The sequence below is a fragment of the Micromonospora marincola genome (assembly GCF_056150385.1).
Map to the genome: position 1 here is coordinate 487366 of NZ_JAXCFT010000002.1, position 26120 is coordinate 513485.

At 73.0% G+C, this 26120-nt stretch carries 24 protein-coding genes; 15 read left to right on the top strand and 9 right to left on the bottom strand.

The window, feature by feature from the left end:
* The first annotated feature begins 245 nt into the window (after positions 1–245).
* Entirely contained in the window at positions 246–929 is a 684-nt protein-coding gene (locus SM450_RS06800) for a S1 family peptidase (protein ID WP_474618797.1), read from the top strand.
* Positions 930–1059: 130 nt separating this feature from the next.
* Positions 1060–1518: a YbjQ family protein gene (locus SM450_RS06805; RefSeq protein ID WP_474618798.1), complete on the top strand. Its 459-nt coding sequence runs from the start codon at positions 1060–1062 to the stop codon at positions 1516–1518.
* A 95-nt stretch (positions 1519–1613) separates the two neighbouring features.
* Here the strand turns inward: SM450_RS06805 and purB are convergent, their stop codons facing one another.
* From purB to SM450_RS06825, 4 genes are all read right to left on the bottom strand, one after another.
* A complete protein-coding gene (purB, locus tag SM450_RS06810; protein WP_474618799.1) occupies positions 1614–3038 on the bottom strand; it encodes an adenylosuccinate lyase in 1425 nt (474 codons plus the stop codon).
* Between the two features lie 87 nt (positions 3039–3125).
* Entirely contained in the window at positions 3126–3881 is a 756-nt protein-coding gene (locus tag SM450_RS06815) for a hypothetical protein (RefSeq protein ID WP_474618800.1), read from the bottom strand.
* The gene (locus SM450_RS06820; RefSeq protein WP_474618801.1) at positions 3878–4393 is read right to left on the bottom strand and encodes a SigE family RNA polymerase sigma factor; all 516 of its coding nucleotides are present in this window, start codon (positions 4391–4393) and stop codon (positions 3878–3880) included. Before SM450_RS06820 ends, SM450_RS06815 begins: the two co-directional genes overlap by 4 nt.
* Positions 4394–4509: 116 nt before the next feature.
* Positions 4510–5802: an acetyl-CoA C-acetyltransferase gene (locus SM450_RS06825; RefSeq protein ID WP_474618802.1), complete on the bottom strand. Its 1293-nt coding sequence runs from the start codon at positions 5800–5802 to the stop codon at positions 4510–4512.
* A gap of 55 nt (positions 5803–5857) precedes the next feature.
* On the opposite strand from SM450_RS06825, the gene SM450_RS06830 reads away from it, so the two are divergent.
* The 7 genes from SM450_RS06830 (at position 5858) to SM450_RS06860 (ending at position 12765) form a co-directional block, all read left to right on the top strand.
* Positions 5858–7213 (top strand): 3-oxoacyl-ACP reductase, encoded by a 1356-nt coding sequence (locus SM450_RS06830; protein ID WP_474618803.1) that lies wholly within the window; start codon positions 5858–5860, stop codon positions 7211–7213.
* Positions 7213–8322, top strand: coding sequence for a MaoC/PaaZ C-terminal domain-containing protein (locus SM450_RS06835; RefSeq protein WP_474618804.1), 1110 nt, complete (start codon positions 7213–7215; stop codon positions 8320–8322). Before SM450_RS06830 ends, SM450_RS06835 begins: the two co-directional genes overlap by 1 nt.
* A 79-nt stretch (positions 8323–8401) precedes the next feature.
* Positions 8402–9136 carry an NUDIX hydrolase gene (locus SM450_RS06840; RefSeq protein WP_474619040.1) on the top strand — a complete coding sequence of 245 codons (735 nt, stop codon included), beginning with the start codon at positions 8402–8404 and terminating at the stop codon, positions 9134–9136.
* A 101-nt stretch (positions 9137–9237) separates the two neighbouring features.
* Entirely contained in the window at positions 9238–9888 is a 651-nt protein-coding gene (locus tag SM450_RS06845) for a BUD32 family EKC/KEOPS complex subunit (protein WP_474618805.1), read from the top strand.
* A 10-nt stretch (positions 9889–9898) separates the two neighbouring features.
* On the top strand, positions 9899–10858 hold the full coding sequence (locus tag SM450_RS06850) for a hypothetical protein (protein WP_474618806.1): 960 nt from the start codon (positions 9899–9901) through the stop codon (positions 10856–10858).
* On the top strand, positions 10855–12117 hold the full coding sequence (locus SM450_RS06855; RefSeq protein ID WP_474618807.1) for an adenylosuccinate synthetase: 1263 nt from the start codon (positions 10855–10857) through the stop codon (positions 12115–12117). Before SM450_RS06850 ends, SM450_RS06855 begins: the two co-directional genes overlap by 4 nt.
* Positions 12118–12141: 24 nt before the next feature.
* Positions 12142–12765 (top strand): DedA family protein, encoded by a 624-nt coding sequence (locus SM450_RS06860; protein WP_474618808.1) that lies wholly within the window; start codon positions 12142–12144, stop codon positions 12763–12765.
* Positions 12766–12810: 45 nt separating this feature from the next.
* Here the strand turns inward: SM450_RS06860 and SM450_RS06865 are convergent, their stop codons facing one another.
* Complete coding sequence (locus tag SM450_RS06865; RefSeq protein WP_474618809.1) at positions 12811–13449, bottom strand: TetR/AcrR family transcriptional regulator; 639 nt, start codon at positions 13447–13449, stop codon at positions 12811–12813.
* A gap of 67 nt (positions 13450–13516) precedes the next feature.
* Between SM450_RS06865 and SM450_RS06870 the strand changes: the two genes are divergently transcribed.
* The 4 genes from SM450_RS06870 (at position 13517) to SM450_RS06885 (ending at position 18458) form a co-directional block, all read left to right on the top strand.
* Positions 13517–13969 carry an SCP2 sterol-binding domain-containing protein gene (locus SM450_RS06870; RefSeq protein ID WP_474618810.1) on the top strand — a complete coding sequence of 151 codons (453 nt, stop codon included), beginning with the start codon at positions 13517–13519 and terminating at the stop codon, positions 13967–13969.
* Between the two features lie 2 nt (positions 13970–13971).
* A complete protein-coding gene (locus SM450_RS06875; protein WP_474618811.1) occupies positions 13972–15186 on the top strand; it encodes an acyl-CoA dehydrogenase family protein in 1215 nt (404 codons plus the stop codon).
* Between the two features lie 133 nt (positions 15187–15319).
* Positions 15320–16885: an AMP-binding protein gene (locus SM450_RS06880; protein WP_474618812.1), complete on the top strand. Its 1566-nt coding sequence runs from the start codon at positions 15320–15322 to the stop codon at positions 16883–16885.
* A gap of 70 nt (positions 16886–16955) precedes the next feature.
* Positions 16956–18458, top strand: coding sequence for a N,N-dimethylformamidase beta subunit family domain-containing protein (locus tag SM450_RS06885; protein ID WP_474618813.1), 1503 nt, complete (start codon positions 16956–16958; stop codon positions 18456–18458).
* Between the two features lie 33 nt (positions 18459–18491).
* Here the strand turns inward: SM450_RS06885 and purD are convergent, their stop codons facing one another.
* The 3 genes from purD to SM450_RS06900 all read right to left on the bottom strand — a co-directional run bounded on the left by purD (position 18492) and on the right by SM450_RS06900 (position 22249).
* A complete protein-coding gene (gene purD, locus SM450_RS06890) occupies positions 18492–19739 on the bottom strand; it encodes a phosphoribosylamine--glycine ligase (RefSeq protein ID WP_282290607.1) in 1248 nt (415 codons plus the stop codon).
* 82 nt (positions 19740–19821) lie between these two features.
* On the bottom strand, positions 19822–20760 hold the full coding sequence (locus SM450_RS06895) for a type IV toxin-antitoxin system AbiEi family antitoxin domain-containing protein (protein ID WP_474618814.1): 939 nt from the start codon (positions 20758–20760) through the stop codon (positions 19822–19824).
* Positions 20761–20959: 199 nt separating this feature from the next.
* On the bottom strand, positions 20960–22249 hold the full coding sequence (locus SM450_RS06900) for an adenylosuccinate synthase (RefSeq protein ID WP_474618815.1): 1290 nt from the start codon (positions 22247–22249) through the stop codon (positions 20960–20962).
* Positions 22250–22371: 122 nt separating this feature from the next.
* On the opposite strand from SM450_RS06900, the gene SM450_RS06905 reads away from it, so the two are divergent.
* A complete protein-coding gene (locus SM450_RS06905) occupies positions 22372–23379 on the top strand; it encodes a diacylglycerol kinase family protein (protein WP_474618816.1) in 1008 nt (335 codons plus the stop codon).
* A 74-nt stretch (positions 23380–23453) separates the two neighbouring features.
* On the top strand, positions 23454–25469 hold the full coding sequence (locus SM450_RS06910) for a MinD/ParA family ATP-binding protein (protein WP_474618817.1): 2016 nt from the start codon (positions 23454–23456) through the stop codon (positions 25467–25469).
* A gap of 49 nt (positions 25470–25518) precedes the next feature.
* Here the strand turns inward: SM450_RS06910 and SM450_RS06915 are convergent, their stop codons facing one another.
* On the bottom strand, positions 25519–25947 hold the full coding sequence (locus tag SM450_RS06915) for a DUF3151 domain-containing protein (protein WP_474618818.1): 429 nt from the start codon (positions 25945–25947) through the stop codon (positions 25519–25521).
* Positions 25948–26120: the final 173 nt, after the last annotated feature.

Consider the following 26120-nt stretch of genomic DNA (forward strand, 5'->3'; position numbering starts at 1 on the left):
TCACCAGGCATCTTGCCCTGCACCGCCGCGCGGCGGGACCAGTTTCCGACAGCACCCCGTCCCACCCCGCGGCACACCTCACACGATCGGTATCTATCAATTGGTATCTGGCGACCCGGCCCGGCACGCCCATAGCATGCATCGCCAGATGTCGATGTCATTGATCGACGTCCCCGCCGGTCCACCCCGCCCGGCGGGCCCGATCACCCGGCGACCCCGGGTGTCCGCGCAGAAGGAGCCCCGACATGCGCCTCCGTTCCCTGCTCGCCGTGCTGACCACCGCCCTTGCCGGCGTCTGGGCCACCGCATCCGGCGCCGGCGCCGCGCCGGCCGGCCCGCAGCCGATCATCGGCGGCGGCACCGTCTCGTCCGCGCCGTGGGCCGCGGCCGTCTTCAGCAACGGCTCGTTCACCTGCTCCGGCAGCGTGATCGCGTCCCAGTGGGTACTCACCGCCCGGCACTGCGTCAGCGGCACGATGTCGGTCCGGGTCGGCAGCGTCTACTACGCCTCGGGCGGCGTCACCCGCACCGTGAGCGCCTCCTACACCCGCAACGACCTGGCCCTGCTCCGGCTCTCCAGCACGGTCAGCACCTCCACCGTCTCGCTGGCGAGCAGCAACCCGCCGGTCGGCTCCACCAACTCGATCTACGGCTGGGGCATGACCTGCTACAGCGGCTGCGGCGCGTCGCCCCAACTCAAGACCGCCAACGTCCGGGTGACGAGCACAAGCGTCACCGACGCGTACGGCGGCCAGGCGATCCGGAGCACCCGGGTCAACGGCAACGCCTGGCGAGGCGACTCGGGCGGCCCGGAGTTCTACAACGGCCAGCAGGTCGGGGTGGCCTCCACCGCCGACGGCTCCAGCATCCAGAACTACGGCAGTGTCGCGTACAACAGGTCCTGGATCACCTCGGTGGCCGGTGTCTGACGGTTTCCACCGTGGCGGCGCGGATGGGTCGGGAGTCGCCCGACCGTCCGCGCCGCGCCGTTTTGCAGCATCCGATCAGGTGCACACGGCACCCGAACCACCTCCGGTGGCTACTGACAGCATCGGAACCGTGCTGGTCGTGACGACGGATCAACTACCCGGCTACGAGATCCGCCAGATCCTCGGTGAGGTGGTCTCCTCGATGGCGCGGACCCGCAACCCGTACCGCGAGGGGGTCAAGAATCTGCGTGGTGGCGCCTACGACCCGATGGCGCCGGACAACCTCACCCGCTGGCGCACCGACTCGGTGGCCCGGCTCGGCGAGGAGGCGCAGCGTCTCGGCGCGAACGCGGTGATCGGCATGCGCTTCGACAGCCGCGACTGCGGCGAGATGTGGATGGAGATCTGCGCGTACGGCACGGCGGTGATCGTGGTGCCGAGGACGCCCGACATCATGCCGCCGGACCAGCCGATGATCGCCGCCGAGACCGCCCACGAGCCGGAGATCACCACCGCCCCCGGCGGCATCGCCGAGCCGGCAAGCGCCCCCAACCTGAGTTCGGCGGCCGAAACCCCCACCGGCCCCTGACCGGCGCTGCCTGCCGCGTCGATCATGAAGTTGACGGCAGGAATGATCTCCTCGCGTGCCGCCAACTTCATGATCGACCAGAAGAGCAGGGGCCGTCAGAGGATGGGGGGTGGGGAGTAGGTGGCGGCTTCGGGGTGGGACTGGACGATCCTGGTGATTCGCACGTTGACCCGGGTCACCTGGTCGTTGGCGGCGCCTACGAAGGTGCTGCGGTCGGCGACCAGGGTGTCGATCTCGGGGCGGGTCAGGTTCAGGCGGCCGTCGGCGGCCAGGCGGTCGAACAGGTCGTTCTCGGGCGCGCCCTTCTCCCGCATGGCCAGCGCCACGGCCACCGCGTGCTCCTTGATCACCTCGTGCGCGACCTCCCGGCCGACGCCCCGGCGCACGGCGGCGACCAGGATCTTCGTGGTGGCCAGGAACGGCAGGAAGCGCTCCAGCTCCCGGTTGATCACCGCCGGGTACGGGCCGAACTCGTCGAGCACGGTGAGGAACGTCTGGAACAGGCCGTCGGCGGCGAAGAACGCGTCCGGCAGCGCCACCCGGCGCACCACCGAGCAGGACACGTCGCCCTCGTTCCACTGGTCGCCGGCCAGCTCGCCGACCATCGACAGGTAACCCCGGATGATCACCGCGAAGCCGTTCACCCGCTCCGAGGAACGGGTGTTCATCTTGTGCGGCATCGCGCTGGACCCGACCTGCCCCGGCTTGAAGCCCTCGGTGACCAGCTCCTGGCCCACCATCAGCCGGATCGTGGTCGCAAGTGACGACGGCGCGGCGGCCACCTGCGCCAGCGCGGCGAGCACGTCGAAGTCGAGCGAGCGCGGATAGACCTGGCCGACGCTGTCCAGCACCCGGGCGAAGCCCAGGTGCCCGGCCACCCGACGCTCCAGCTCGGCGACCTTGCCGGCGTCGCCGTCGAAGAGGTCGAGCTGGTCGGCCGCGGTGCCCATCGGCCCCTTGATCCCGCGCAGCGGGTAGCGGCCGATCAGGTCCTCCAGCCGCTCGTACGCGATCAGCAGCTCCTCCGCGGCGGACGCGAAGCGCTTGCCGAGCGTGGTGGCCTGGGCCGCGACGTTGTGCGACCGGCCGGTCATCACCAGCGGGGAGTATTCGCCCGCGTGCCAGGCGAGCCGGGCCAGGGTGGCGACCACCCGGTCCCGGATCAGCTCCAGCGACGCGCGGATCTGGAGCTGCTCGACGTTCTCGGTGAGGTCGCGGGAGGTCATCCCCTTGTGCACGTGCTCGTGCCCGGCGAGCGCGCTGAACTCCTCGATCCGGGCCTTCACGTCATGCCGGGTGACCCGCTCGCGCGCCGCGATCGAGGCCAGGTCGACGTCGTCGACCACCCGCTCGTACGCCTCGACCACCCCGTCCGGCACCGGCACGCCGAGGTCACGTTGGGCCCGGAGCACCGCCAGCCAGAGCCGGCGCTCCATCCGGATCTTCTCCTCCGGCGACCAGAGCGCGACCAGTTCCGGCGAGGCGTAGCGGTTGGCGAGCACGTTCGGGATCGTCGTCACGTACCTCAGTCTTTCACGAGCCGACCCGGGCGCCGGCGAGCCCGGTCCGGCCCGCACGCACGGGCCGGACCGGGGGTGAGCATGCGGTCAGCTCACCCGGATCGCGGGATCCAGCGCGACCCCGACCATTTCTTCCGCCGTCAGCAGGTGCCGGTCGGTGGACGAGACCGTCTGGACGTTCACCCAGGTCCCGTCGGTTCGCATGACGGTCACGAACCGGGAGACGATCCGGGCGGCGGGCTGAGGAACGGTGCGCAGGCCCTCGAAGTCCACCGTGACCACCCGCTCGCCGTTCGGGCCGGTGAAGGATCGACAGTTCTTCGAGCGGCCGGTGCAGCGCCCGGGATCGGCGGTCTGGCCGGGACGTGGTTGGCCCACGATGACGGCCAGGTAGGACCGGCGGTCGCCACGGGCTGCCACGCCCACCCCCGACCAACCGGTCAAGGAGACCCACCGGTACGAGTCCATCGACCACTGGGGTGTGTCGGTAAGCGGGCCACCCCAGGTTGCCTGGTCGGTGACCGGATCGGCACCGAGCACCCAGCGTAGGTCCGGCGCCTCTCGGTCGAGCGCGGCGAGCATCGCCGAGCGGAGGCGCTCCGCGTGACCCACCGGGGTGGCGGAGGCCGCCGAGTAGGCCGGTGCCGGCTCGGCGGCCGAACGCGGTCCGATCACCATGCCGGCACTGAGCGCCAGCGCCAGCACCGCGGTCGCCGCGGAGGCCGCGTACGTCCCGAACCGCCGTCGCCGGCGCCGGCCCTCCCGCGCCAACAGGCTGTCGATGTCCACAGCCGTCGGCGGCGCCGCGCCGATCGCCTCGTCAAAGATCTGCCGATACGTCATCTCTGCCTCCCGCTCTCCATTGCCGAGTCCTGCGAGGCGAGCAGGCGGAGCGTCTCCAACGCACGGGCCGCCTGGCTCTTCACGGTCCCGCTACTGATCGCGAGCACCTGAGCGGTCTCCTCCACCGAGAGGTCGCAGTAGAAACGGAGCACCACCACGGCGCGTCGTCGTGGCGCGAGCCGCCCCAGCAGATCGAGCAGCGCCTCCCGCTCGCCGACGTCCGGCTCAACGGCGGCCAGGTCCGCCCGGTCCGGCACGTCGTCGGTGCTGCGCTCGCGCCGCCACGGCCGTCGCTGCTCGTCCAGCCAGGTATTGGTGAGCATCCCCCGGACGTACGCGTCCAGGTTGTCCGCGGCACGCGCCCGTTGCCAGTTGCGGTAGAGCTTGCTGAACGTGATCGAGACCAGGTCGTCCGCCGTGTGCCAGTCCCGGCACAGCAGATACGCGGTACGACGCAGCGGCTCCAGCCGGGCCGACATGTAGTCGCGGAACTCGTCGTCGCGCCCCGTCACGGAACAGCTTCCGTCGCTCGCCTCATACCCAGGGGACGGAAGCGGGCACCGTTCGGGTTGCCCGCTTCACGAACGCATCACGAACGCCTCACGAACGCGGGCGGGCGTCGCCCGTCTCAGCGTTCCAGGATCGCGGTCACGCCCTGCCCGCCGGCCGCGCAGATGGAGATCAGCCCGCGTCCGCTGCCCTTGCGGTCGAGCAGCTTGGCAAGCGTGGCGACGATCCGGCCGCCGGTGGCGGCGAACGGGTGCCCGGCGGCGAGCGACGATCCGTTGACGTTGAGCCGGTCCCGGTCGATCGAGCCGAGCGGCGCGTCCAGGCCCAGCCGTTCCGCGCAGAACTCCGGCGACTCCCAGGCCGCCAGCGTGGCCAGCACCTGCGAGGCGAACGCCTCGTGGATCTCGTAGTAGTCGAAGTCCGGAAGCTTGAGCCCGGCCCGGGCCAGCATCCGGGGCACCGCGTACGCGGGGGCCATCAGCAGCCCCTCGTCGCCGTGCACGAAGTCGACGGCGGCCGTCTCGGACCAGGAGAACCAGGCGAGCACGGGCAGGTTGTGCGCCCGCGCCCACTCTTCGGAGGCGAGCAGCACGGTGGACGCGCCGTCGGTGAGCGGCGAGGAGTTGCCGGCGGTCATGGTGGCCCGTTCGGCGTCCGGGCCCCTGGTGCCGAAGACCGGCTTGAGCAAGCCGAGCTTCTCCAGGGTGGTGTCCGGCCGGAGGTTCTGGTCGCGGGTCAGCCCCAGGTAGGGGGTCATCAGGTCGTCGAAGAACCCCTGCTCGTACGCGGCGGCGAGCCGCTGGTGCGAGCGGAGCGCCAGTTCGTCCTGGGCGGCCCGGTCGATGTTCCAGCGCAGCGCGGTGACCGCGGCGTGGTCACCCATCGACAGCCCGGTACGCGGCTCGGCGTTGCGCGGGATCTCCGGCTTGAACGGCTGGTGCGGGCGCAGCTTCGCGGCCAGCCGGAGCCGCTCGCCGAGGGTGCGGGCCGAGTTGAGCTGGATCAACGTGCGGCGCATGTCCTCGTTGACGGCGAGCGGCGCGTCGGAGGTGGTGTCGACGCCACCGGCGACGCCGGCGTCGATCTGCCCGAGGGCGATCTTGTTGGCGACTCCGATGGCGGCCTCCAGCCCGGTGCCGCATGCCTGCTGGACGTCGTACGCCGGGGTGTGCGGGTCGAGCCGCGAGCCGAGCACCACCTCGCGGGTGAGGTTGAAGTCCCGGGAGTGCTTGAGCACCGCGCCGGCCACCACCTCGCCGAGCCGCTCGCCGGCGAGCCCGAACCGGGCGACCAGCCCGTCGAGGGCCGCGCCGAGCATGTCGGCGTTGGACGCGTGCGCGTAACGCGAGTTGGACCGGGCAAAGGGGATGCGGTTGCCGCCGATCACCGCGACCCGCCTGACACTCTGCACGATCGGCCTCCTCGAAGCTGTTTGCCCAAACCCTACTCGCCAGTAGGCTACGCCTATGACCGACAGGTACGCGAGCTTCGTCCAGACGGGGGCCGGTCGTGCGCTGGTCAAGCGCCTCGGGCTGCCCGACCCGCCCCGACTGCGCCGGCACACGCCTGGCGACCCGCTCGTCCCCGGGCCGGTCCTGCTCGGCGCCGCCACCGGCGGTCGGCTCGCCGAGCCGGCCGGCAAGGTCCTGACCGCCGCCGGGGTCGAGCTGGCCGACCCGGCCGCCGTCACCGCCGACAGCCGGTTCGCCGCCCTGGTGTACGACGCCAGCGGCGTCACCGACTCCAGCGGGCTGCGCCAGCTCTACGACTTCTTCCACCCGCACGCCCGGTCGTTGCTGCCCAGCGGTCGGGTGATCGTGCTCGGCACGCCGCCGGCCGAGTGCGGCTCGCCCCGGGAGGCCACCGTTCAGCGCGCGTGCGAGGGGCTGACCCGCAGCATCGGGAAGGAGTTCGGCCGTGGCGTCACCGCCCAACTGGTCCACGTCACCCGCGACGGGGACGCCGGCACGCCGGTGAGCCTGGAGTCCACCCTGCGTTTCCTGCTCTCCGGCCGCTCCGCGTACGTCTCGGGCCAGGTCGTCCGGGTCGGCGCCGGCACCGCCGTCGCGCCGGCCGACTGGAATCGGCCGCTCGACGGTCAGGTCGTGCTTGTCACAGGCGCGGCCCGGGGGATCGGCGCGGCGCTGGCCACGGTGCTCGCCCGCGACGGCGCGCAGGTGGTGGCGCTTGACGTCCCGGCGGCGGGGGACGAACTGGCCACGGTCGCCAACGCGGTCGGCGGCAGCGCGGTGCAGCTCGACCTGACCGCGCCGGACGCGCCGGCCCGGCTGGCCGAGCACCTGGCGTCGCGGCACGGCCGGGTCGACGTGGTGGTGCACAACGCCGGCATCACCCGGGACAAGACGCTCGGCCGGATGGACGCCGACCGGTGGGACTCGGTGATCGACGTGAACCTGTCCAGCCAGGAGCGGATCAACGACGTGCTGCTGGAGCGCGACCTGATCCCGGCCGGCGGTCGGATCGTCTCGGTCTCCTCGATCGCCGGGATCGCCGGCAACCGGGGGCAGACCAACTACGCGACGAGCAAGGCCGGCGTGATCGGTCTGGTCGACTCGCTCAGCCCGGTGCTGCGCGAGCGCGGGATCAGCCTGAACGCGGTCGCGCCCGGGTTCATCGAGACCCGGCTGACCGCGCGTATCCCGTTGACCATCCGCGAGGCGGGCCGGCGGATGAACAGCATGGCCCAGGGCGGCCTGCCGGTGGACGTGGCCGAGACGATCGGCTGGCTCTCCTGGCCGGCGACCGGCGCGGTGAGCGGCAACGTGGTCCGCGTCTGCGGCCAGAGCCTGCTGGGGGCGTGATGGCACGGCGCAAGCAGCGGCCGGAGGAGCCGGCCGAGGAGCTGTCGTTGCACGACCTGATCGAGGGCCGCACCCAGGACCTCACCTCCGCCCGCGCCGCTGCGCTGGCCGCCCAGGCCACCCCGACCCAGGATCTGTCCGCGCTCGCCCCGACCCGCCCCGTCGATCATGAAGTTGACGGCACTTCTGGAGATCAACAAGACCGCCAACTTCATGATCGACGCGGTGAGACGCCGGGTGGGCGGGAGCTTGTGGAGTTGGACGGGTTGCCCTCCGCGGGGGGGCTCTATCGGCGGGCCCTGCTGGGGGCGGTGCCCGGTGGGGGGCGGGGGCGGGGGCGGGGGCGGGGGCGGGGGCTTCCCGGCGTGGAGCTGGGGGTTGCCGGGGTTCGGGTGGATCCGGGGCATCTGGCCGACTACGACCGGGTGTGCGGGTTCAGGCTGGCCGACCGGCTGCCGGCGACCTACCTGCACGTGCTCGGGTTCCCGCTGTCGCTGCGGCTGATGACCGCCGCCGACTTCCCGATCCCGCTTACCGGCGTGGTGCACGTGGCCAACCGGATCACCGTGCGCCGGCCGGTGCGGGCCGACGAGGTCGTCGACTTCCGGACGTACTCGGAGAACCTGCGCCCGCACGAGCGGGGCCGGCAGCTCGACGTGGTGCTCGTCGGCTCGGTCGGCGGCGAGGAGGTGTGGCGGGGCGTGTCGACGTACCTCGGGAAGGAGCGCGCGGCCGGCGGTCCGCGGCGCGACCGGGGTGACCGCCCCGCGCCGCCGGCCTCCTCGGCGCAGTGGCGGGTGATGCCACGGGTGGGTACGGACTACGCCCGGGTGTCCGGCGACCGCAACCCGATCCACACCTCGAAGCTCGGCGCGCGGCTGTTCGGCTTCCCGCGCCCGATCGCGCACGGCATGTGGAGCAAGGCCCGCTGCCTGGCCGCGCTTGATGCCCGGCTACCTGACGCGTACACCGTGGACGTGGCGTTCAAGCTGCCGGTGCCGCTGCCGTCCACGGTGGCCTTCAGCGCGTCGCGCACCGGTGAGGGCTGGGACTTCGGGCTGCACGGCGCCCGGGACGGGCGACCCCACCTGGTCGGCACCGTCCGCTGACGTGAGAGGGGGCCTTGCGGTCCCCTCTCTCGTGCGTTAGGTTGTTCTCAGATTGAGTTGTTCTCAAGCTGAGAAGGAAATCGTCGTGAACGAGCAGGACTTCCTCGACGGGTACGACCCCCGGGACTACCCGGCGGTCGCGGTCACCGTCGACGTGGTCGCCCTGACCATCCGCGAGGGCGCGCTCCACCTGCTGCTGATCCGCCGGGGCGCACCTCCCTACGAAGGGCACTGGGCGCTGCCCGGCGGCTTCGTCCGCCCGGCGGAGGACCTCGCCGAAGGCGCCCGGCGCGAACTGGCCGAGGAGACCGGGCTCGGCGGCGAGCGGCTACGCCGGGTGCACCTGGAACAGCTCGGCAGCTACGGCACGCCCGACCGCGACCCGCGCATGCGTGTGGTCTCCATCGCCCACCTGGCGTTCGCCCCCGACCTGCCCGACCCGGTCGCCGACACCGACGCCGCCGACGCGGCCTGGCTGCCGGTGACAGCGCTGGCCAGCCGGCAGCTCGCCTTCGACCACGGCCGGATCATCGACGACGGGCTGGAGCGGGCCCGGTCCAAGCTGGAATACACGGCGCTCGCCACCCGCTTCCTCGCACCCGAGTTCACCATCACCGAGCTGCGGGCGGTCTACGAGACGGTCTGGGGTCAGCCGCTGCACGCCGGCAACTTCCACCGCAAGGTGCTCTCCGTGCCCGGCTTCGTCGAGCCGACCGGCGCCAGCACCGAACGCGGCGGCGCGCGGGGCGGCCCCCGCGCCAAGCTCTACCGCCCCGGCGCCGCCCACCTCCTACACCCCGCCCTCCTCCGATGAAGTGCAAGGAGGGGGCCCCGCTTAACGCCTCCGGTATAGGCGGGGGCCCCGCTTATCACCGGCAACTCAAGGCACCGCGGCACCCGAGCGACAACGATCTGATGCGCCGGGAGGCGCGGGCGCTGCGGCGAATCGCCGAGCGCGGGGACCCGCGGCACCTCGCGTACGTGCCGCGGTTGGTCGACTCCTATCCGGTGCGCGACCCGGCTACCGGCGCGGAACTGCTCGTCAATGTGCTGGAGACGGTGCCGGGGCTGCACAGCCTGGAGGACGTGCGCCGGGCGTACCCCGACGGGGTGGACCCGCGCGACGCGGCCTGGATGTGGCGGCGGTTGCTTGTCGCGCTCGGCCTGGCCCACCGGGCCGGGGTGGTGCACGGCGCGGTGCTCCCCCGGAACGTGCTGATCGAGCCGGACGCGCACGGCCTGGTGCTTGTCGACTGGTGCTTCTCCACCGAGCCGGGCGGGCTGGTGCCGGCGCTCGTGACCGGCATGGCCGACTGGTATCCGCCCGAGGTCACCGGAAAGCGGCCCTGCGGCCCGGGCACCGACATCGCGCTCGCCGCCCGCTGCCTGGCCTGGCTGATGGCCGACCGCGCGCCGCGCGAGCTGCGCGCCTTCGCCGCCGGCTGCCAGCAGCCCGCGCTGTCCGCCCGGCCGGACGACGCCTGGCGGCTGCTCCGCGAACTCGACGAGGTGCTGGACCGGCTCTACGGGCCACGCACCTTCCGACCCTTCACCCTCAACCCCTAGGGAGGCTGCCATGGGCAGCGGAATCTGGTCCACCGACGTGTACGACGCGGCCGACAGCTACCGGCGCAAGACCGGCCGGAGCGCTTTCTCCTACAGCGACAGCGGGGCGCGGACCGTGCACCCCGCGCTCGACCCGCGCGACGCGACGCGGGAGAGCCGCGACTCCGCCGAACACCCGCAGTCGACACCGATCGCGGTGCTCTTCGACGTCACCGGCTCGATGGGGCACGTGCCCCGGGTGCTCCAGGGCAAGCTGCCGCAACTGCTCGGCCTGCTGCTCCGCCAGGGGTACGCCCGCGACCCGCAGGTCATGTTCGGCGCGATCGGCGACGCCACCTGCGACCGGGTGCCGTTGCAGATCGGGCAGTTCGAATCCGACAACCGGATGGACGACGACCTCGGCCGGATCGTGCTGGAAGGCGGCGGGGGCGGCCAGATGATGGAGTCGTACGAGCTGGCGCTGTACTTCATGGCCCGGCACACCGTCACCGACAGCTGGGAGAAGCGGGGCCGGCGCGGCTACCTGTTCGTCATCGGCGACGAGCTGGCCTACCCCCGGGTGAAGGCGCGGGAGGTGGCCAAGCTGATCGGCGACCGCCGGGCCGAGGACCTGCCGATCCGGCAGATCGTCGACGAGGTGACCGCGCGCTGGGACACCTACCACCTGCTCCCCGCGGGCGCCGCCCACGCCGGCAACCGCAAGGTGCTCGACTTCTGGCGCGGCCTGCTCGGGCAGAACGCGGTCGAGCTGGACGACCTGGACGCGGTCTGCGAGACCATCGCGCTCATCGTCGGCCTCGGCGAGCAGGCCATCGACCTGGACACCGGCCTGGACGACCTGGACCGCACCGGCTCGACCGCCACCCGTACCGTCTCCCGGGCGCTCGCCCGCCTCGGCGGCGACCGGCGCGCGGTGGCGGCGCTGCCGTTCACCCCGACCGACGGCGAAGGCGGGGTCACCCGGCTGTGAACCACGTGATGGTGGTCGACCTCGGCTACGGCGACGCCGGCAAGGGCACGGTCGTCGACTGGCTCTGCGCCACCCGGCCGGTGCACACAGTCGTCAGGTTCAACGGGGGCGCGCAGGCGGCGCACAACGTCGTGCTGCGCGACGGGCGGGCGCACACGTTCGCCCAGTTCGGGGCCGGGACGTTCCGCCCCGGCGTGCGGACGCACCTGGCCCGGCACGTGGTGGTGGACCCGCTGGCGCTGGCCGCCGAGGCCGACCACCTCGCGGCGGTCGGGGTGCCCGACGCGCTCGACCGGTTGACCGTGGACGGGGAGGCGCTGCTGGCCACCCCGTACCACCGGGCCGCCAACCGGGCCCGGGAGATCGCCCGGGGGGCCGACCGGCACGGCTCCTGCGGGCTGGGGGTGGGCGAGGCCGTGGCATACGGCCTCGCCCACCCCGACGAGGCGCCCCGGGTGGCCGACTGCCGCGAGCCGGCGGTGCTGCGCCGCCGGCTCGCCGCGCTGCGCGACCGGCTCACCGCCGAGCTGGGACCGCTTGACGCGCCGCCGGTCGCCGACTGCCTGCCCGCGTACGCGGCCTTCGCCGACCGGGTGGCGATCGTCGACCGGACCTGGCTGGCCGGGGCCCTGCACGCCGGCACCTGCGTCTTCGAAGGGGCGCAGGGGGTGCTGCTCGACGAGTGGCACGGCTTCCACCCGTACACGACGTGGAGCACCACGACGTTCGCCAACGCCGAGACGCTGCTGGCCGAGGCCGGGATGGCCGGCACCGCCCAGCGGCTCGGGGTGCTGCGGGTGACCACCACCCGGCACGGCCCCGGGCCGCTTGTCACCGAGGACCCGGCGCTGCCGTTCACCGACCCGCGCAACCCGACGAACGCCTGGCAGGGCCGGTTCCGGTTCGGGCACTTCGACGCCGTCGCCCACAGGTACGCGCTCGAGGTGGCCGGCGGCGTGGACGGGTTGGCCCTGACCCACCTCGACCTGGCCGGCCCGGTCCTGCGGATCTGCCGCCGCTACGCCGACGGCCTCGACCGGCTCGTCCCCGGCCGCCCCGGTGACCTGGACCGGCAGGCCGCGCTCACCGACCGGCTGATGCGGGCGCGGCCGGTGCTGGATCCGGCGCCGGCTGACTGGCCGGCGACGGTCGAGGAGGCGCTCGGCGCCCCCGTGCTCCTGACGTCACACGGCCCCACCGCTGAAGCGAAGGCGGGGGCCCTTGTTAACGCCTTTTGTATAGGAAGGGCCCCCGCTTAACACCCCACCGTCGAGCATGAGGGCATGGGGGATGCGCTCGACCTGCTGCACCACACGGTGACCTCACCGTGGGTATACCTGGTGATCGTCGCGGTCACCGCGGTCGACGCGTTCTTCCCGGCGGTGCCGGGCGAGACCATCGTGATCACCGCCGGCGTCTTCGCGGCCGGCGGCGAGCCGAACCTGGTCGCGGTGATCGTGACCGCCGCGCTCGGCGCACTGATCGGCGACCACGTCTCGTACGCCATCGGGCGCGGCGGCGGCGCGCACCGGCTGGCCCGCCTACCGGCGGACAGCCGGCGGCGGGCGAGTTCCGACTGGGCCCGCCGGGCGGTCGACAGGCGCGGCGGGATGATTCTGACCACCGCCCGGTACGTGCCAGGTGGCCGGACCGCGGTCACGCTCACCATGGGCGCGGTGCGCTACCCGCCGCGCTCGTTCCTGGTCTACGACGCGCTGGCCTGCGGCACCTGGGGAATCTACTGCGGGCTGCTCGGCTATTTCGGCGGGCTGGCCTTCGCGCACAACCCGGTCACCGGGCTGCTCGCCGGCGTCGGCATCTCGCTGGCGGTCACCGGGCTGTTCGAGGCCGCCCGCTGGGTCCGCCGCCGGGCGCGCGCCCGGGCCACGGCTCGGCGCGGGTGTTAAGCGGGGGCCCCGCCTATACCGGAGGCGTTAACAAGGGCCCCCTCCTTACCCCCGAGCGGGGTGATAGGTGACGCCGCGCAGGAGTTGGTCGGCGCCGAGCCAGGCGACGTTCATCATCCGGGTGGCGGTCTTCTCCGCGTCGGCCTCCGGGTGGTCGGCCAGCCAGTCGGCGAGCGACTCGCTGGCGCCGACGAGCGCGTACGCGACCACTTCCAGGTCGGTCGCGCCGACCTCGCGGCCGGAGGCGCGCAGCGCGTGGTCGAGCATTCCGGCGACCACCTCGACCAGCCGGCCGCGCATGGTGGCGAGTTCGCCGGCGAACGGCTGGGAGCCGCGGGCCTGCCGGTAGAGCACCGCCCAGCCGTCCCGGTGCTCGCCGACGAAGCCGAAGAACGCGCGCAGCCCGCGCCAGAGCCGTTCGTCGGCGGGCAGGTCGGGGGCGGCGGCCCCGGCGATGGCCTCCATCATCCGGGTGCCCTCGCGGTGCAGGCAGGCGACGAAGAGTTCTTCCTTGGTGCCGAGGTAGGCGTAGACCATCGGTTTGGAGATGCCGGCGTCGTCGGCGATCTCGTCCATGCTGGCGGCGTGGAAGCCCCGGCGGGAGAAGACCTTGACCGCCGCGTCGAGCATCTGCTGCTCGCGTACGGCGCGGGGCAGGCGCTTGAACGCCGGTGTGCTGGACACCCTTGCAAGCATACCTACTCGTGCGTAGGGTTACGCCGGAGTAACCAAGTCGAGAGGTGCCTTTCCCATGACTGACTTCGACCCGGCCACCTTCGCGAACGTCGGCCCGAAGGAGTTCGCGCAGCTGGTCAAGTCCACGCCGGACGACAAGATCGCCGAGATCATGTCCGGCGAGGCGCGCGGCAAGATCCTCAGCGAGGTCTTCGGCCGGATGCCCACGCTGTTCCGCGCCGACCGCGCCGGCGCCACGAACGCGGTCATCCACTGGAACATCACCGGCCGTCCGGACGGTGGCACCGACACCTACGAGATCATCATCGAGAACGGCACCTGCACCGTTCTGGAGACCCCGACCCGCGACCCGAAGCTCAGCCTCACCATGGGTCCGGTCGAGTTCCTGAAGATCGTCACCGGCGGCGCCAACCCGGTGATGATGTTCATGACCGGCAAGCTGAAGGCCAAGGGCGACCTGGGCCTGGCCGCCAACATCGCCAACCTGTTCGACATGCCCAAGGCCTGACCATGGCCGAGTTCTCGCTTGACCTGAACGAGGAACAGCGGGACCTTCGCGACTGGGTGCACGGCTTCGCCGCCGAGGTCGTGCGCCCGGCCGCAGCCGAGTGGGACGCCCGGGAGGAGACTCCCTGGCCGGTCATCCAGGAGGCGGCGAAGGTCGGCCTGTACGGGTTCGAGTTCCTCGCCACCTGCTGGGCCGACCCCACCGGCCTCTCCCTGCCGATCGCCAGCGAGGAACTCTTCTGGGGTGACGCCGGCATCGGCCTGAGCATCTTCGGCACCGCCCTCGCGGTGGCCGGGATCTACGGCGCCGGCACCCCGGACCAGCTCGTCGAGTGGGTGCCGCAGTGCTTCGGCGACGCCGACTCCCCGGCCGTCGCCGCGTTCTGCACCACCGAGCCGGAGGCCGGCTCCGACGTCGGGTCGATGCGGACCCGGGCCGTCTACGACCAGGCCACCGACGAGTGGGTGCTCAACGGGCAGAAGGCGTACGCCACCAACGGCGGCATCGCCGGGGTGCACGTGGTCACCGCCTCGATCGAGCCCGAGCTGGGTTCGCGCGGGCAGGCCGCGTTCGTCGTACCGCCGGGCACCCCCGGCCTCGCCGCCACCCGCAAGCTGCGCAAGCTCGGGCTGCGTGCCTCGCACACCGCCGACGTCTTCCTCGACGACGTCCGGGTGCCGGGCCGCTGCCTGCTCGGGGGCAAGGACGCCCTCGACGAGCGGCTGGCCCGGGCCCGCACCGGCAGGCGCGCCTCCGGGCAGGCGGCGATGCGCACGTTCGAGCTGTCCCGCCCGACGGTCGGCGCGCAGGCGCTCGGCGTGGCCCGCGCCGCCTACGAGTACGCGCTCGACTACGCCAAGGAGCGGGTGCAGTTCGGGCGGCCGATCATCGAGAACCAGGCGGTCGCGTTCGCGCTCGCCGACATGAAGATGGAGATCGACGCCGCCCGGCTGCTGGTCTGGAGGGCCTCCTGGATGGGCCGCAACAACCGGCCGTTCACCGCCGGCGAGGGCTCGATGTCGAAGCTGAAGGCGGGCGAGGTGGCCGTCTCGGTGACCGACCGGGCGGTCCAGCTCCTCGGCGGCGCGGGCTTCCTGCGCGACCACCCGGTCGAGCGGTGGTACCGGGACGCCAAGATCTACACCATCTTCGAGGGCACCTCCGAGATCCAGCGGCTGGTCATCTCCCGGGCCATCTCCGGGATGCAGATCCGCTGATCGCCGCCGGACCCCGACCCGCGACGGCACGCCGTGCCGGGCATCACCGTCGCGGGCCGGGCCCGTCCGGCCGCGCCCGCCGGACGAGCCGGACGCATGATCGGGAGACCACGAACGTGAAGGAGGTTGCGCCTTGGACCTGCCGTTCATCGCCGCCACGCTTACCCGACGCGGGCTGCTCACCCCGGGCCGCCCGATCCGGGTGGCCTCGCAACTGAACGCGCTGCGCCGGTGGGGCTGGAGCCTCGCCGGGGAACTGCGCCAGGCCGCCGCCCGTGACCCCGGCCGCGTCGCGGTGGTGGACGAGCACGGCGCCGCGCTGACGTACCAGGAACTGCTCGACCGGTCGGAGCGGCTGGCCCGTTCGCTGCGGGCCGCCCTCGGCGTACGGGCCGGCGACAAGGTGGGCCTGCTCTGCCGCAACCACCACGGGCTGATCGAGGCGATCGTCGCGTCGATGCTGCTCGGCGCGGACGCCGTCCTGGTCAACACCGGCCTCTCCGCGGCGCAGTTGGTCACCGTCGCGCAGGAGCAGGACCTGCGGGTGCTCGTGCACGACGCCGAGTTCGCGGACCGCGTCCTCGGCCTCCCGGCCGGCCTGCACCGGGTCGACGAACGGCGGCAGGAGGAGCTGATCGCCGGCGCGGTGCCCGGCGAACGGCTCCAACCGCCGGAGCGGGACGGCCGGACCATCGTGCTGACCTCCGGCACCACAGGCACACCCAAGGGCGCCCGCCGCCCGACCCCGCACGGCTTCGGTCCGCTGGTGTCCATCATCGACCGGATTCCGCTGCACGCGCGGGACTCCGTGATGATCGCCGCGCCCGTCTTCCACACCTGGGGGTACGCCGCCCTCCAGGTCTCGTTCGCGTTGCGCGCCACAGTCGTCCTGCACCGCCGTTTCGACCCGGCCGCCACGCTCGCCGCGCTTGCCGGGCAGCCGTGCGACGCGCTCTTCGCCGTACCGGTGATGCTGCAACGGCTGATGGAGGTCGCGCCGCCGCAGCCCCGGCCACCGCTCAAGGTGGTCGCGGTCAGCGGCTCGGCCCTGCCCGGCGACCTGGCGACGGCCTTCATGGACCGCTACGGCGACGTGCTCTACAACCTCTACGGCTCGACCGAGGTCTCCTGGGCGTCCATCGCCGGGCCGGTCGAGCTGCGCGCCGCGCCCACCACAGCCGGCCGGCCGCCGCACGGCACCCGGCTGGCGATCGTGGACGAGACGGGCCAGCCGGTCCGGGACGGCCGGGTGGGGCGAATCTTCGTGGGCAACGAGATGCTCTTCGAGGGCTACACGTCTGGTGCCGGCCGGGAGAGCCGCGACGGCCTGCTGGACACCGGCGACCTCGGTCGGCGCAACCCCGACGGCCTGCTCTTCGTGGACGGGCGGGCGGACGACATGATCGTCTCCGGCGGGGAGAACTTCTTCCCGTCCGAAGTGGAGGATCTGATCGCGCGGTTGCCGCAGGTCCGCGAGGTGGCCGTGATCGGCGTGCCCGACCCGGAGTATGGGCAGCGGCTCGCCGCGTTCGTGGCGCTGCGCCCCGGCGAGACGCTCGACCCGGAGGCGGTCCGCGAATACGTCCGGCGCTACCTGGCCCGTTTCTCGGTGCCGCGCGACGTGATCTTCGTCAAGTACCTGCCGCGCAACGCCACCGGCAAGGTGCTGAGTCGCGAATTGCACCGATACTTCGGCTGATCGGCGGACCACAGAGGACGGACGCCGCTGTTAGTTTCCCCCTGGTTCATGGGAACGGGGGAACGACGAAGTGATCCGACTCCGCCGGCGTACCGCGCTCGGCCTCCTCCTCGGCGGCGCGTCCGTCGCCGCGGTCAGCCCGATCGACCCGGTGCTCGGCGAGCACCGGGAGGTCCGGCCGGCGCGGCGGCACGTCCCGCCCGTCGAGGTGGAGAACCGCGCGGCCGGCCAGCCCTGGTGGCCCTCGCAGGGCGGCCGGGCCGCCGACGACAGGCGGCGCCAGATCCAGGGGTACGCCTCGACGACGAGCGTCGCCCCCGGCGAGTCGATCGACTTCCACGTCGCGGTCAACCCGGCCGGCCGGTTCCGCGTCACCGTGCACCGCGTCGGCTGGTACGCCGGCGCCGGCGCCCGCACGCTGCTCTCCAGTCCCGACCTGGACGGCGTGCCGCAGCCGGTGCCCCCGGCCGACCCGGCCACCGGCGCGCTCGACTGCCGGTGGCCGGTGTCCTGGCGCCTGCGCGTGCCCGAGAGCTGGGTCTCCGGCCTCTACGTGGCGGTCTTCACCTCGGCCGCCGGCTGGCGGGCGTGCACCCCCTTCGTGGTGCGGGACGACCGGCGCGCCGCCGCGCTCTGCGTGGTGCTGCCGGTGACCACCTGGCAGGCCTACAACCAGTGGCCCCGCGACCGGCGCTCGGGCACGAGCCTCTACAACGGCTACACCCCCGACGGGCGGCGCGACCCGGCGCTGAGGGCACGCGCGGTCTCCTTCGACCGCCCGTACGCCGACGCCGGCCTGCCCATCCACTTCGACCGCGACCAGGACGCGATCCAGTGGCTGGAGCGCAACCACTACGACGTCAGCTACGCCACCAGCTTCGACCTGCACTCCGGTCGGCTCGACCCGTCCCGGCACCGTGGCCTGGTGTTCTGCGGGCACGACGAATACTGGTCGGCGGAGATGCGCCGGGCGACGGAGGCCGCCCGGGCCGACGGCACCAGCCTCGCGTTCCTCGGCGCCAACAGCGTCTACTGGCACGCCCGCATGCCGCACACCCCGGATGGCCGCGCCGAACGCCTCGTCGCCTGCGCCAAGGACTGGTCCGACCCGGCCGAGGTCACCACCGGCCCGACCGTGCGGTGGCGTGATCTCGACCGGCCCGAACAGGCGCTCATCGGCGTGCAGTTCAACGGCATCGTGCTGACCCCGCAGCCGCTCGTGGTGCGCGCGGCCAACCACTGGGTGTGGGCCGGCACCGGCCTGGCCGACGGCGACCGGATTCCCCGGGTGGTGGCCGGCGAGGCGGACGGCCTCAACCGGCGGCTCGAACCGTCGGCCCACGTGGAGGACGTCCTGCTCAGCGCCTCGCCGTATCCGATACGGCAGAACGGCCGGCGGGTGCAGGGCACCCACCTGTACGAGACGCCCAGCGGCGCGGTCGTGTTCGCCACCGGCACGCTCGGCTGGACCATGGCGCTGAACCGGCGCGGGCACCGCGACCCGCGGATCGAGCGGGCCACCGCGAACGTGCTCGACCGGATGATCGGCCGGGACGGGACCGCTCCGGAGTAGCCCGGGCCTCAGCCTGGGCCGCCGGCCGTCCGGTCAGCCCGGGATCGTGATCCGGCCGTCCACCGCCGCCGCCGCGATGTCGGTGCGGTGGTGGGCGCCGTCCAGCTCGACGCCGCGTACCAACTCGTAGGCGGCGTCGCGCGCGGCGGCCAGGTCCGGGCCGGTCGCCGTACCGCAGAGGACCCGGCCGCCCGCGGAGCGCAAGGTGCCGTCGGCATCCCGGCGGGTGCCGGCGTGGATGATCCCCGCGCGGTCCGCGCCGGTGATCACATCACCGGTACGCGGGCGCTCCGGATAGCCCTCGGCCGCCACCACGACGGTGACCGCCGCGCCGTCGCGCCAGCGCAGCGGCGGGTGCGCGCCGAGCGTGCCGGTGGCGGCGGCGTGCAGCAGCCCGGCCAGCGGCGTCTCCAGCAGGGCCAGCACGACCTGGGTCTCCGGGTCGCCGAAGCGGGCGTTGAACTCGATCACGCGCGGGCCGGACGGGGTGATCGCCAGGCCCACGTAGAGCAGGCCGACGAACGGCGTGCCCCGGCGGCGCAGCTCGGCAAGCGTCGGGTGCACCACGTCCCGCATCACGTCGTCGACCAGGCCCGGCGGGGCCCAGGGCAGCGGCGTGTACGCGCCCATGCCGCCGGTGTTGGGCCCGGCGTCGCCGTCCCCGACCCGCTTGAAGTCCTGCGCCGGCAGCAGCGGCAGCGCCGCCTCGCCGTCGGTCACCACGAAGAGCGACACCTCGGGGCCGGACAGGTATTCCTCGATCACCACCCGGCCGCACTCGGCCGCGTGCCGCTCGGCGGTCGCCCGGTCCTCGGTGACGACCACGCCCTTGCCGGCGGCGAGCCCGTCGTCCTTGACCACGTAGGGCACGCCGAACTCGTCGAGCGCCCGCGCCACGGCCGCCGCGTCGGTGCAGGTGTACGCGCGCGCGGTCGGCACACCGGCCGCCGTCATCACGTCCTTCGCGAACGTCTTCGAGCCCTCCAGGCGGGCGGCTTCCGCGCCGGGGCCGAACACGGCAATGCCCTTGGCGCGTACCGCGTCGGCGACGCCGGCCACCAGTGGCGCCTCGGGACCGATGATCACCAGATCCGCCGCCGTTTCCACGGCGAGCGCCGCCACCGCAGCCGGATCGGTCGGGTTCACCTCCCGCAGCGAGGCAACCCGGCCGATCCCCGGATTCCCAGGAGCCGCGACAACCCCCGACACGGCCGGATCAGCAACCACCCCGAGCGCGAGAGCGTGCTCCCGCCCACCACCACCCACAAGAAGAACCCGCACGCCCGCATCCTACTGACCCCCACCCCCACCCCGTCGATCATGAAGTTGACGGCAACATGTGAGATCGACTTCGCCGCCGACCTCATGATCGAAGCCGGGTACGGGTGCGAAGTGCTTCGCGGACGACCTGGGGGATGTAGTCGGGGCGGAGGGTGTCGGGCCATGTGAACCGGAGCACGGTCCACCCGGCGTTGGCGAGGCGATTCTGCCGCTGCCGATCCTCGAAGAGCGCCGTGGGAGCGGTGTGCGGATCCCGGCCGTCCGCCTCGGCGATCACCTGGGCACTTCGCCAGCCCATGTCGCCCACACCGAGGAGGTGCCCGTCGGCGTCACGCACCTCCACCTGGAGGATGTCCGGCGGCACTCCACCATCGACACAACGGAGCCGGGTCCGGGTCTCGAGCGGCGACTGCGCCGCGCCATTCGCCTCCCCCAGGTGACTGCGAGCCGCCACCGCGCCCCGCCGGCCTGCGATCAGTGCAGGCATGGCCCGCAGGTCGTCCTCGCTGACCTTCCCACGGTTCAGCGCCGAGTCGAGCAGCGCGACGGCCGGATATCGGCGCTCCCGGAGAACAAGATCCGCGAGGGTACGCACCGGAACCGTCACCGGAATGCCGTCGACCGTCGTCAGCTCGCCGTCAGGATGGTCGAACTGATGCGGGACCACGGCGGGATCCCCGATCCGGGCCGGTCGGGCCGCACGGCCAGGCAACGCGACATGAATCGCCGCCGTCCTCGGAAGGCCGGCGATCCCGTGCAGCTCGGCGGCGGTCCCCAGGACGGCGTGCGCCTCCGGCCCGAGAGAAAGCAGCGCAGCTCGGATCCGGCGACGTCGTTCGGCCAGGTCGGACCCGGACGACGGCTCGACGACGTACGTCGCCCGAGCAAGCCGCCGCCATCGACCGGCCCTGAGCAGGTTGTCGATCTCAAATCGACTGAAGCCGGCCCGCAACGCCTGGTCACGGGTGACAACCCCACCCTGTTCCCTGGCGATCTGCTTGACCACCCAAACGCGCTCCACCCACCGAGCCTCCCGGCAGGCCCAGCCCGAACCAACCCCCTGTGGATAACCGCCCCCACCCTGTGGACAACCGCCCCCTACCCCACCCCGGCCCGACCCGGTTGATCATGAAGTTAACGGCGATGTCGATCTACGCAACTGCCGCCAACTTCATGATCAACAGGGTGAGACGGGGTGGGACGGGGTGAGACGGGGGCTGTTAGGGGAGGAGGGGGTGGCGGAGGACGTTTTCTTCTCGGCCTGGGCCTACGCCTACCACGCTTACGCGGGTGTTGGTCAGTTCCTCGATTCTGGCGATGTAGCGTCTCGCGTTCTCGGGGAGCTCTTCCTCGGTCCTGGCCTTGGTGATGTCCTCCCACCAGCCGTCCAGCTCTTCGTAGATCGGCGTGGCGTGGTGGAAGTCGGTCTGCGTCATCGGCATGTCGTCGAAACGCTCGCCGTTGATCTCGTAGCCGACGCAGATCGGCACCTTGGGCAGGCCGGTCAGCACGTCCAGCTTCGTGACGACCAGGTCGGTCACGCCGTTCAGGCGGCACGCGTACCGGGCCACGACGGCGTCGAACCAGCCGGCGCGGCGTTCCCGGCCGGTGGTGGTGCCGTACTCGTGGCCGATCTTGACCAGGTGGCGGCCGTTGTCGTCGAACAGCTCGGTGGGGAACGGGCCCGCGCCCACCCGGGTGGTGTACGCCTTGCTCACCGCGATCACCTTGGTGATGGCGGTCGGCGGGATGCCCGCGCCCACGCACGCCCCACCGGCGGTGGGATTCGACGAGGTGACGAACGGATACGTGCCGTGGTCCATGTCGAGCATGGTGGCCTGGGCGCCCTCCAGCAGCACGGTCTCACCGCGGTCCAGGGCGTCCCAGAGCATCACCCGGGTCTCGGCGATGTACGGCCGCAGCCGCTCGGCGTACTGGAGGTATTCCTCGACGGTCTCGTCGACGTCGATCGCCTTGCGGTTGTAGATCTTGAACAGGAGCTGGTTCTTCTCCCGGAGCGCCAGCTCCAGCTTCTTCCGCAGGATGCCCGGGTCGAGCAGGTCCTGAAGCCGGATGCCCATCCGGGCGACCTTGTCGCCGTACGCCGGGCCGATGCCCCGACCGGTGGTGCCGATGCGGGCGCTGCCCAGGTAGCGCTCGACCACCCGGTCGATCCCCCGGTGGTGCGGCATGATCAGGTGCGCGTCGCCGGAGATGCGCAGCCGGGAGACGTCCACGCCGCGCTCGGCGAGCCCGTCGATCTCCTGCAACAGCACCTTCGGGTCGACCACCACACCGTTGCCGATGACGATCATCGCGTTCGGGGAGAGCGCACCCGACGGCATCAGGTGCAGCGCGTACTTCTGGCCGTCCGGGGTGATCACCGTGTGGCCGGCGTTGTTGCCGCCGGAGTAGCGCACGACGTAGTCGACCCGCTCACCCAGCAGGTCGGTAACCTTGCCCTTGCCCTCGTCGCCCCACTGGGCGCCGAGGAGCACGATCGCTGGCATCTTTTCCGCCTCCAGAAGGCTCGGGTGCCAGGTGGCGACCGGTCGGCGAGCCCGGGGTGTCAGGCTAACAAGTAGTGACGACGGGACCGGCAGGGGTTCGTCGAGAAGCAGGAGGCTCCTTCGTGTACGACGTGGTGCTGCTCACGCTCGGCTCGGAGCGGGACGCTCCAGGCGGGGGCTGCGGCGGTGGGGGAGCCTGCTGCGGAGGCGCGGACGGCGCGGACGACACCGCCGCCACGCCCGACGCCGAACGCTGCGAGACGCCGCGCGTACCGGTGCTGGCCTGCGCGGACGCCCTGACCACCAGGGGCGCCCGGGTGTCCACGGTCACCGCCCGGTCGGACGCGGAGATCGACGAGGTGCTGGCCCGGTTCGACGGCCCACCCCGCGCCGACGGCCTGGCCTGGCCGGACTCCGACGGCAAGACCCGGCTGATCGTCGCTACGGCAAGTGACGGTCAGTTGCGCGCCGTGCTGCGCCGGCTGGTCCGCCGGTACGCTCCGCCGCCCAGCCGTCGACCGGCCGACCTGCCCGAGAACCGGACGCTTCCCGATCTGCCGCCGGTCGGCGTACTCCCGTTGGATCCGGCCCGGGCCGGATCGGCGCGGGACCTGGCCGCGCAGCTCGGGCTGCCGCGCGATCCGGCGGCGGTGGCCGCGGCGGTGTTGGACGGTACGCCGCGCCGGCTGGACCTGCTGCGTAACGACGGCGGCTCGGTGACGCTTGACGGCGCGCTGCTCGGCGCGGCCGACGACGCCGGCCGCCCGCTGCACTGGCGGGCCCGCGTCGAGGTGGACGGCGCGGTGCTGAGCGACGGCACCGAGCCGATCTCGGCCTGCGCGATCGGCAACGCCGGTGGGTACGCGCGTCTCGGTGAGGTGGCCCTGCTCGCCGACCCGGATCCGGCCGACGGCCGGTTGGCGGTGGGCGTGGCCGTGCCCGTGGTGACCCGATCCGCGTTGGGCCGGAAGAAGGTCCGGCTCGAGGTACGCCGGGCCCGGGGCCGGGCGGTGGCGGTCGTGCCCCGCGACGGGAAGGTGCCCTTCCTCGACGACGGCGTCGAGGGCGAGTTGAGCCGGAAGCGCTCCTGGTGGACCGAGCCGGGGGCCTGGGCGGTCTGGACGGGCTGACCGCGATCGATCCGCACCCGGATCGCCGGGCTGGCCGGACCGCCTATTCTCGGCGGGAGGGATGGGGAGGAATCGTGGCGCACGAGAACGACGACCGGGCCCACGTGCCGGGCGGGCCGCAGGTGCCGGAGCGGGACGTCGAGCCGCTCTGGCCGCCCGAGGAGATCGACGGGGTGGTCACCGCCCCGCCGTGGGCGGCACCGGCCCAGCCGGCCGTGCCACCGTGGCCCCTCCCGCCGGCCGACGCTCCCGTGCCGTCGCCGCAGGTCACCCCCGCGCCCGAGGCGGGCCGCACGAGCAACGGGGGGTCACCGCAGCAGGCGGTCGACGTCAACCTGCCGTTCCTGGTCGACCAGCCGCCACCCGCCCCACCGGCGGCACCCGCCCCGTCGGCGGCACCCGCCGGCCATCCTCCGGAGGCCACGGCACCCGGCCGCCTCCCGGTGGCCACGCCGACCGCAGGCCGTTCGGCCGACCCGACGGCCGGCCCCGCCGGGAGCGCGGCTCGGGCGGATGATGCCGGTGGCGACGTCCCGGCGAACGGGCGGGCCGAGTCGCCGTGGGCACAGCCGCCGCAGCGCCCCACGGCTGAGGTCCTGGGGGCGGCGGAGCCGGCCGACCGCGTCGGGGCACCGGCCCGTCCCGGCGTCCCGAGCCAGCCGACCGGCAGCGGGACCGACGGCGTCGTCCCGGTCCCGCACCCCCCGCCCCACGACGCCACCCGGGCCGGGACGGTCGCCGGCTCCGCGTCGGTCACGGCCGTGCCGCTGCACGGGCCGCACGCGGCGGGGCCGGGCGCGCCGGCCGAGGAGACCCCGCACCGACTCGGCCCGTTCCCGCCGTCGCCGGGCGTGCCGATGCAACAGCCGCCGTACGGCGGTGACGCGGCCTACCCCCCGCCCGCCTACCCGCCGCAGCCCGGCCAACCGGGCTGGTACCCGCCCGGCTGGCCCCCACAGCAGGGAATGCCCCCACAAGCCGGGATGCCCCCACAGCCCGGGATGCCCCCACAGCAGCCCGGGATACCGCCACAGCCCGGGATGTCCCCACAGCAGGCCGCAGCCGCGCAACAAGCCGGCGGGCCACCGCAGCCCGGGATGCCGCCGCAGCCCGCCCTGCCGCCCGGGGTATACCCGGAGCAGGGCTGGACTCCCCAGCAGGCGGTGCCCCCGACGGCCGAGGACTTCGCCCGGCGACGCCAGGTCCGGCCGATCGACCCGGTGGCCACCATGGGCGTCCGCGCGGTGGTCAACCGGATCGGGCTGGTCCGGCTCGCCCCCGGCCGGCACGAGCAGGAGCTGAAGCGCGACATCGAGATGGTCCGCCGCAACTTCGGCGGGCTGCGCCAGGTGACTGTGGTCAATCCCAAGGGCGGCGCCGGCAAGACGGTGGCCATCCTGCTGCTCGCCATGACGTTCGGCCAGAAGCGCGGCGGGTACGTCCTGGCCTGGGACAACAACGAGACCCAGGGCACCCTCGGGATGCGGGCGCAGCAGGACTTCCACGCCCGCACGGTGCGGGACATGCTGCGTGACCTGGCCCAGTTCCAGGGTCCGCACGGCCGGGTCGGCGACCTGTCGCAGTATGTCCGCTCGCAGGGCGAGGGGATGTTCGACGTGCTCGCCTCGGACGAGTCGGCGACCGGCGGCGAGATGCTCACCGCCGCGGCGTTCGCCGAGATCCGCGAGGTGGTCAGCCGCTTCTACAAGCTGATCTTCGTGGACACCGGGAACAATGTCCGGGCCCAGAACTGGCAGGCCGCCATGGACGCCACGGACCAGTTGGTGGTGACCATGTCGGCGCGGAACGACTCGGCTGAGACCGCCGCCCGGATGCTCGACCACCTGGAGCAGAGCGGCCGGCAGCGGCTGGTCCGGCAGGCGGTGACGGTGGTCTCGATGCCGCCCTCCCGCAAGGAGATCGACCTGCCCGCCATCCAGGCCCACTTCGCCGCCCGCACCCGGGCGGTGCTGCTGGCGCCGTACGAGCGGCTCATCGACACCGGCGAGCCGCTGCGGTACGGACAGCTCTCCGCCGCCACCCGGGACGCCTGGCTGAAGATCGCCGCGTCGGTGGCGGAAGGGCTGTAGGACGGCGCGACGGCCGGCCCCCGGTGGGGACCGGCCGGCGCGGAACGGTTCAGTCGCTCGCCAGCGCGTCCCCGGCGGCCGGGTCGCAGTCGCGGAGGAACTGGGCGCAGCGGGCCGCCTCGTCCGCCTCGCCGATCTCGCCCGCGGCCCGGGAGAGCACGTAGAGGCAGCGGAGGAAGCCCTGGTTGGGCGCGTGCGACCAGGGCACCGGGCCGTGTCCCTTCCAGCCGCTGCGGCGCAACTGGTCCAGACCCCGGTGGTAACCGGTGCGGGCGTACGCGTACGCCGGAACGACCTGGCCCGCGGAGAGCGCGCGGCCGGCAAGCGCCGCCCAGGCCGCGCTGTAGGTCGGGAAGCGGGCCGCGACCTCGGCGTACGCCTCGTCGGTGCCCTGCTCGGCCGCGGCGGCGAGCGCGGCGTCGGCCTCCTCGGAGACGGGGAGCAGGGTGGCCGGTGGCTCAGGCAACAGGTTCTGCATCGCCCCATTCAACCCGCTTCGCCCCTGGGTGCGCGAGGGGGTCCGGCCAGCCGGTCGGCTGAACGGCTGAGGGTTTCGTCACGCCTGCGGTGGGACCACACGTACCAGCGGCCCATGCCGCCCGCGTGCATATTGCACTACAACTACAGATCCGGAGCCTCCCCAGGAACCGG

Coding starts and splice junctions, on each gene's coding strand:
- SM450_RS06845 (WP_474618805.1), top strand. CDS start 9,238: ATGCGCCGGGAGGCGCGGGCGCTGCGGCGAATCGCCGAGCGCGGGGAC.
- SM450_RS06835 (WP_474618804.1), top strand. CDS start 7,213: ATGGCACGGCGCAAGCAGCGGCCGGAGGAGCCGGCCGAGGAGCTGTCG.
- SM450_RS06815 (WP_474618800.1), bottom strand. CDS start 3,881: ATGACGTATCGGCAGATCTTTGACGAGGCGATCGGCGCGGCGCCGCCG.
- SM450_RS06915 (WP_474618818.1), bottom strand. CDS start 25,947: ATGCAGAACCTGTTGCCTGAGCCACCGGCCACCCTGCTCCCCGTCTCC.
- SM450_RS06850 (WP_474618806.1), top strand. CDS start 9,899: ATGGGCAGCGGAATCTGGTCCACCGACGTGTACGACGCGGCCGACAGC.
- SM450_RS06900 (WP_474618815.1), bottom strand. CDS start 22,249: ATGCCAGCGATCGTGCTCCTCGGCGCCCAGTGGGGCGACGAGGGCAAG.
- SM450_RS06870 (WP_474618810.1), top strand. CDS start 13,517: ATGACTGACTTCGACCCGGCCACCTTCGCGAACGTCGGCCCGAAGGAG.
- SM450_RS06860 (WP_474618808.1), top strand. CDS start 12,142: ATGGGGGATGCGCTCGACCTGCTGCACCACACGGTGACCTCACCGTGG.
- SM450_RS06875 (WP_474618811.1), top strand. CDS start 13,972: ATGGCCGAGTTCTCGCTTGACCTGAACGAGGAACAGCGGGACCTTCGC.
- SM450_RS06800 (WP_474618797.1), top strand. CDS start 246: ATGCGCCTCCGTTCCCTGCTCGCCGTGCTGACCACCGCCCTTGCCGGC.
- SM450_RS06830 (WP_474618803.1), top strand. CDS start 5,858: ATGACCGACAGGTACGCGAGCTTCGTCCAGACGGGGGCCGGTCGTGCG.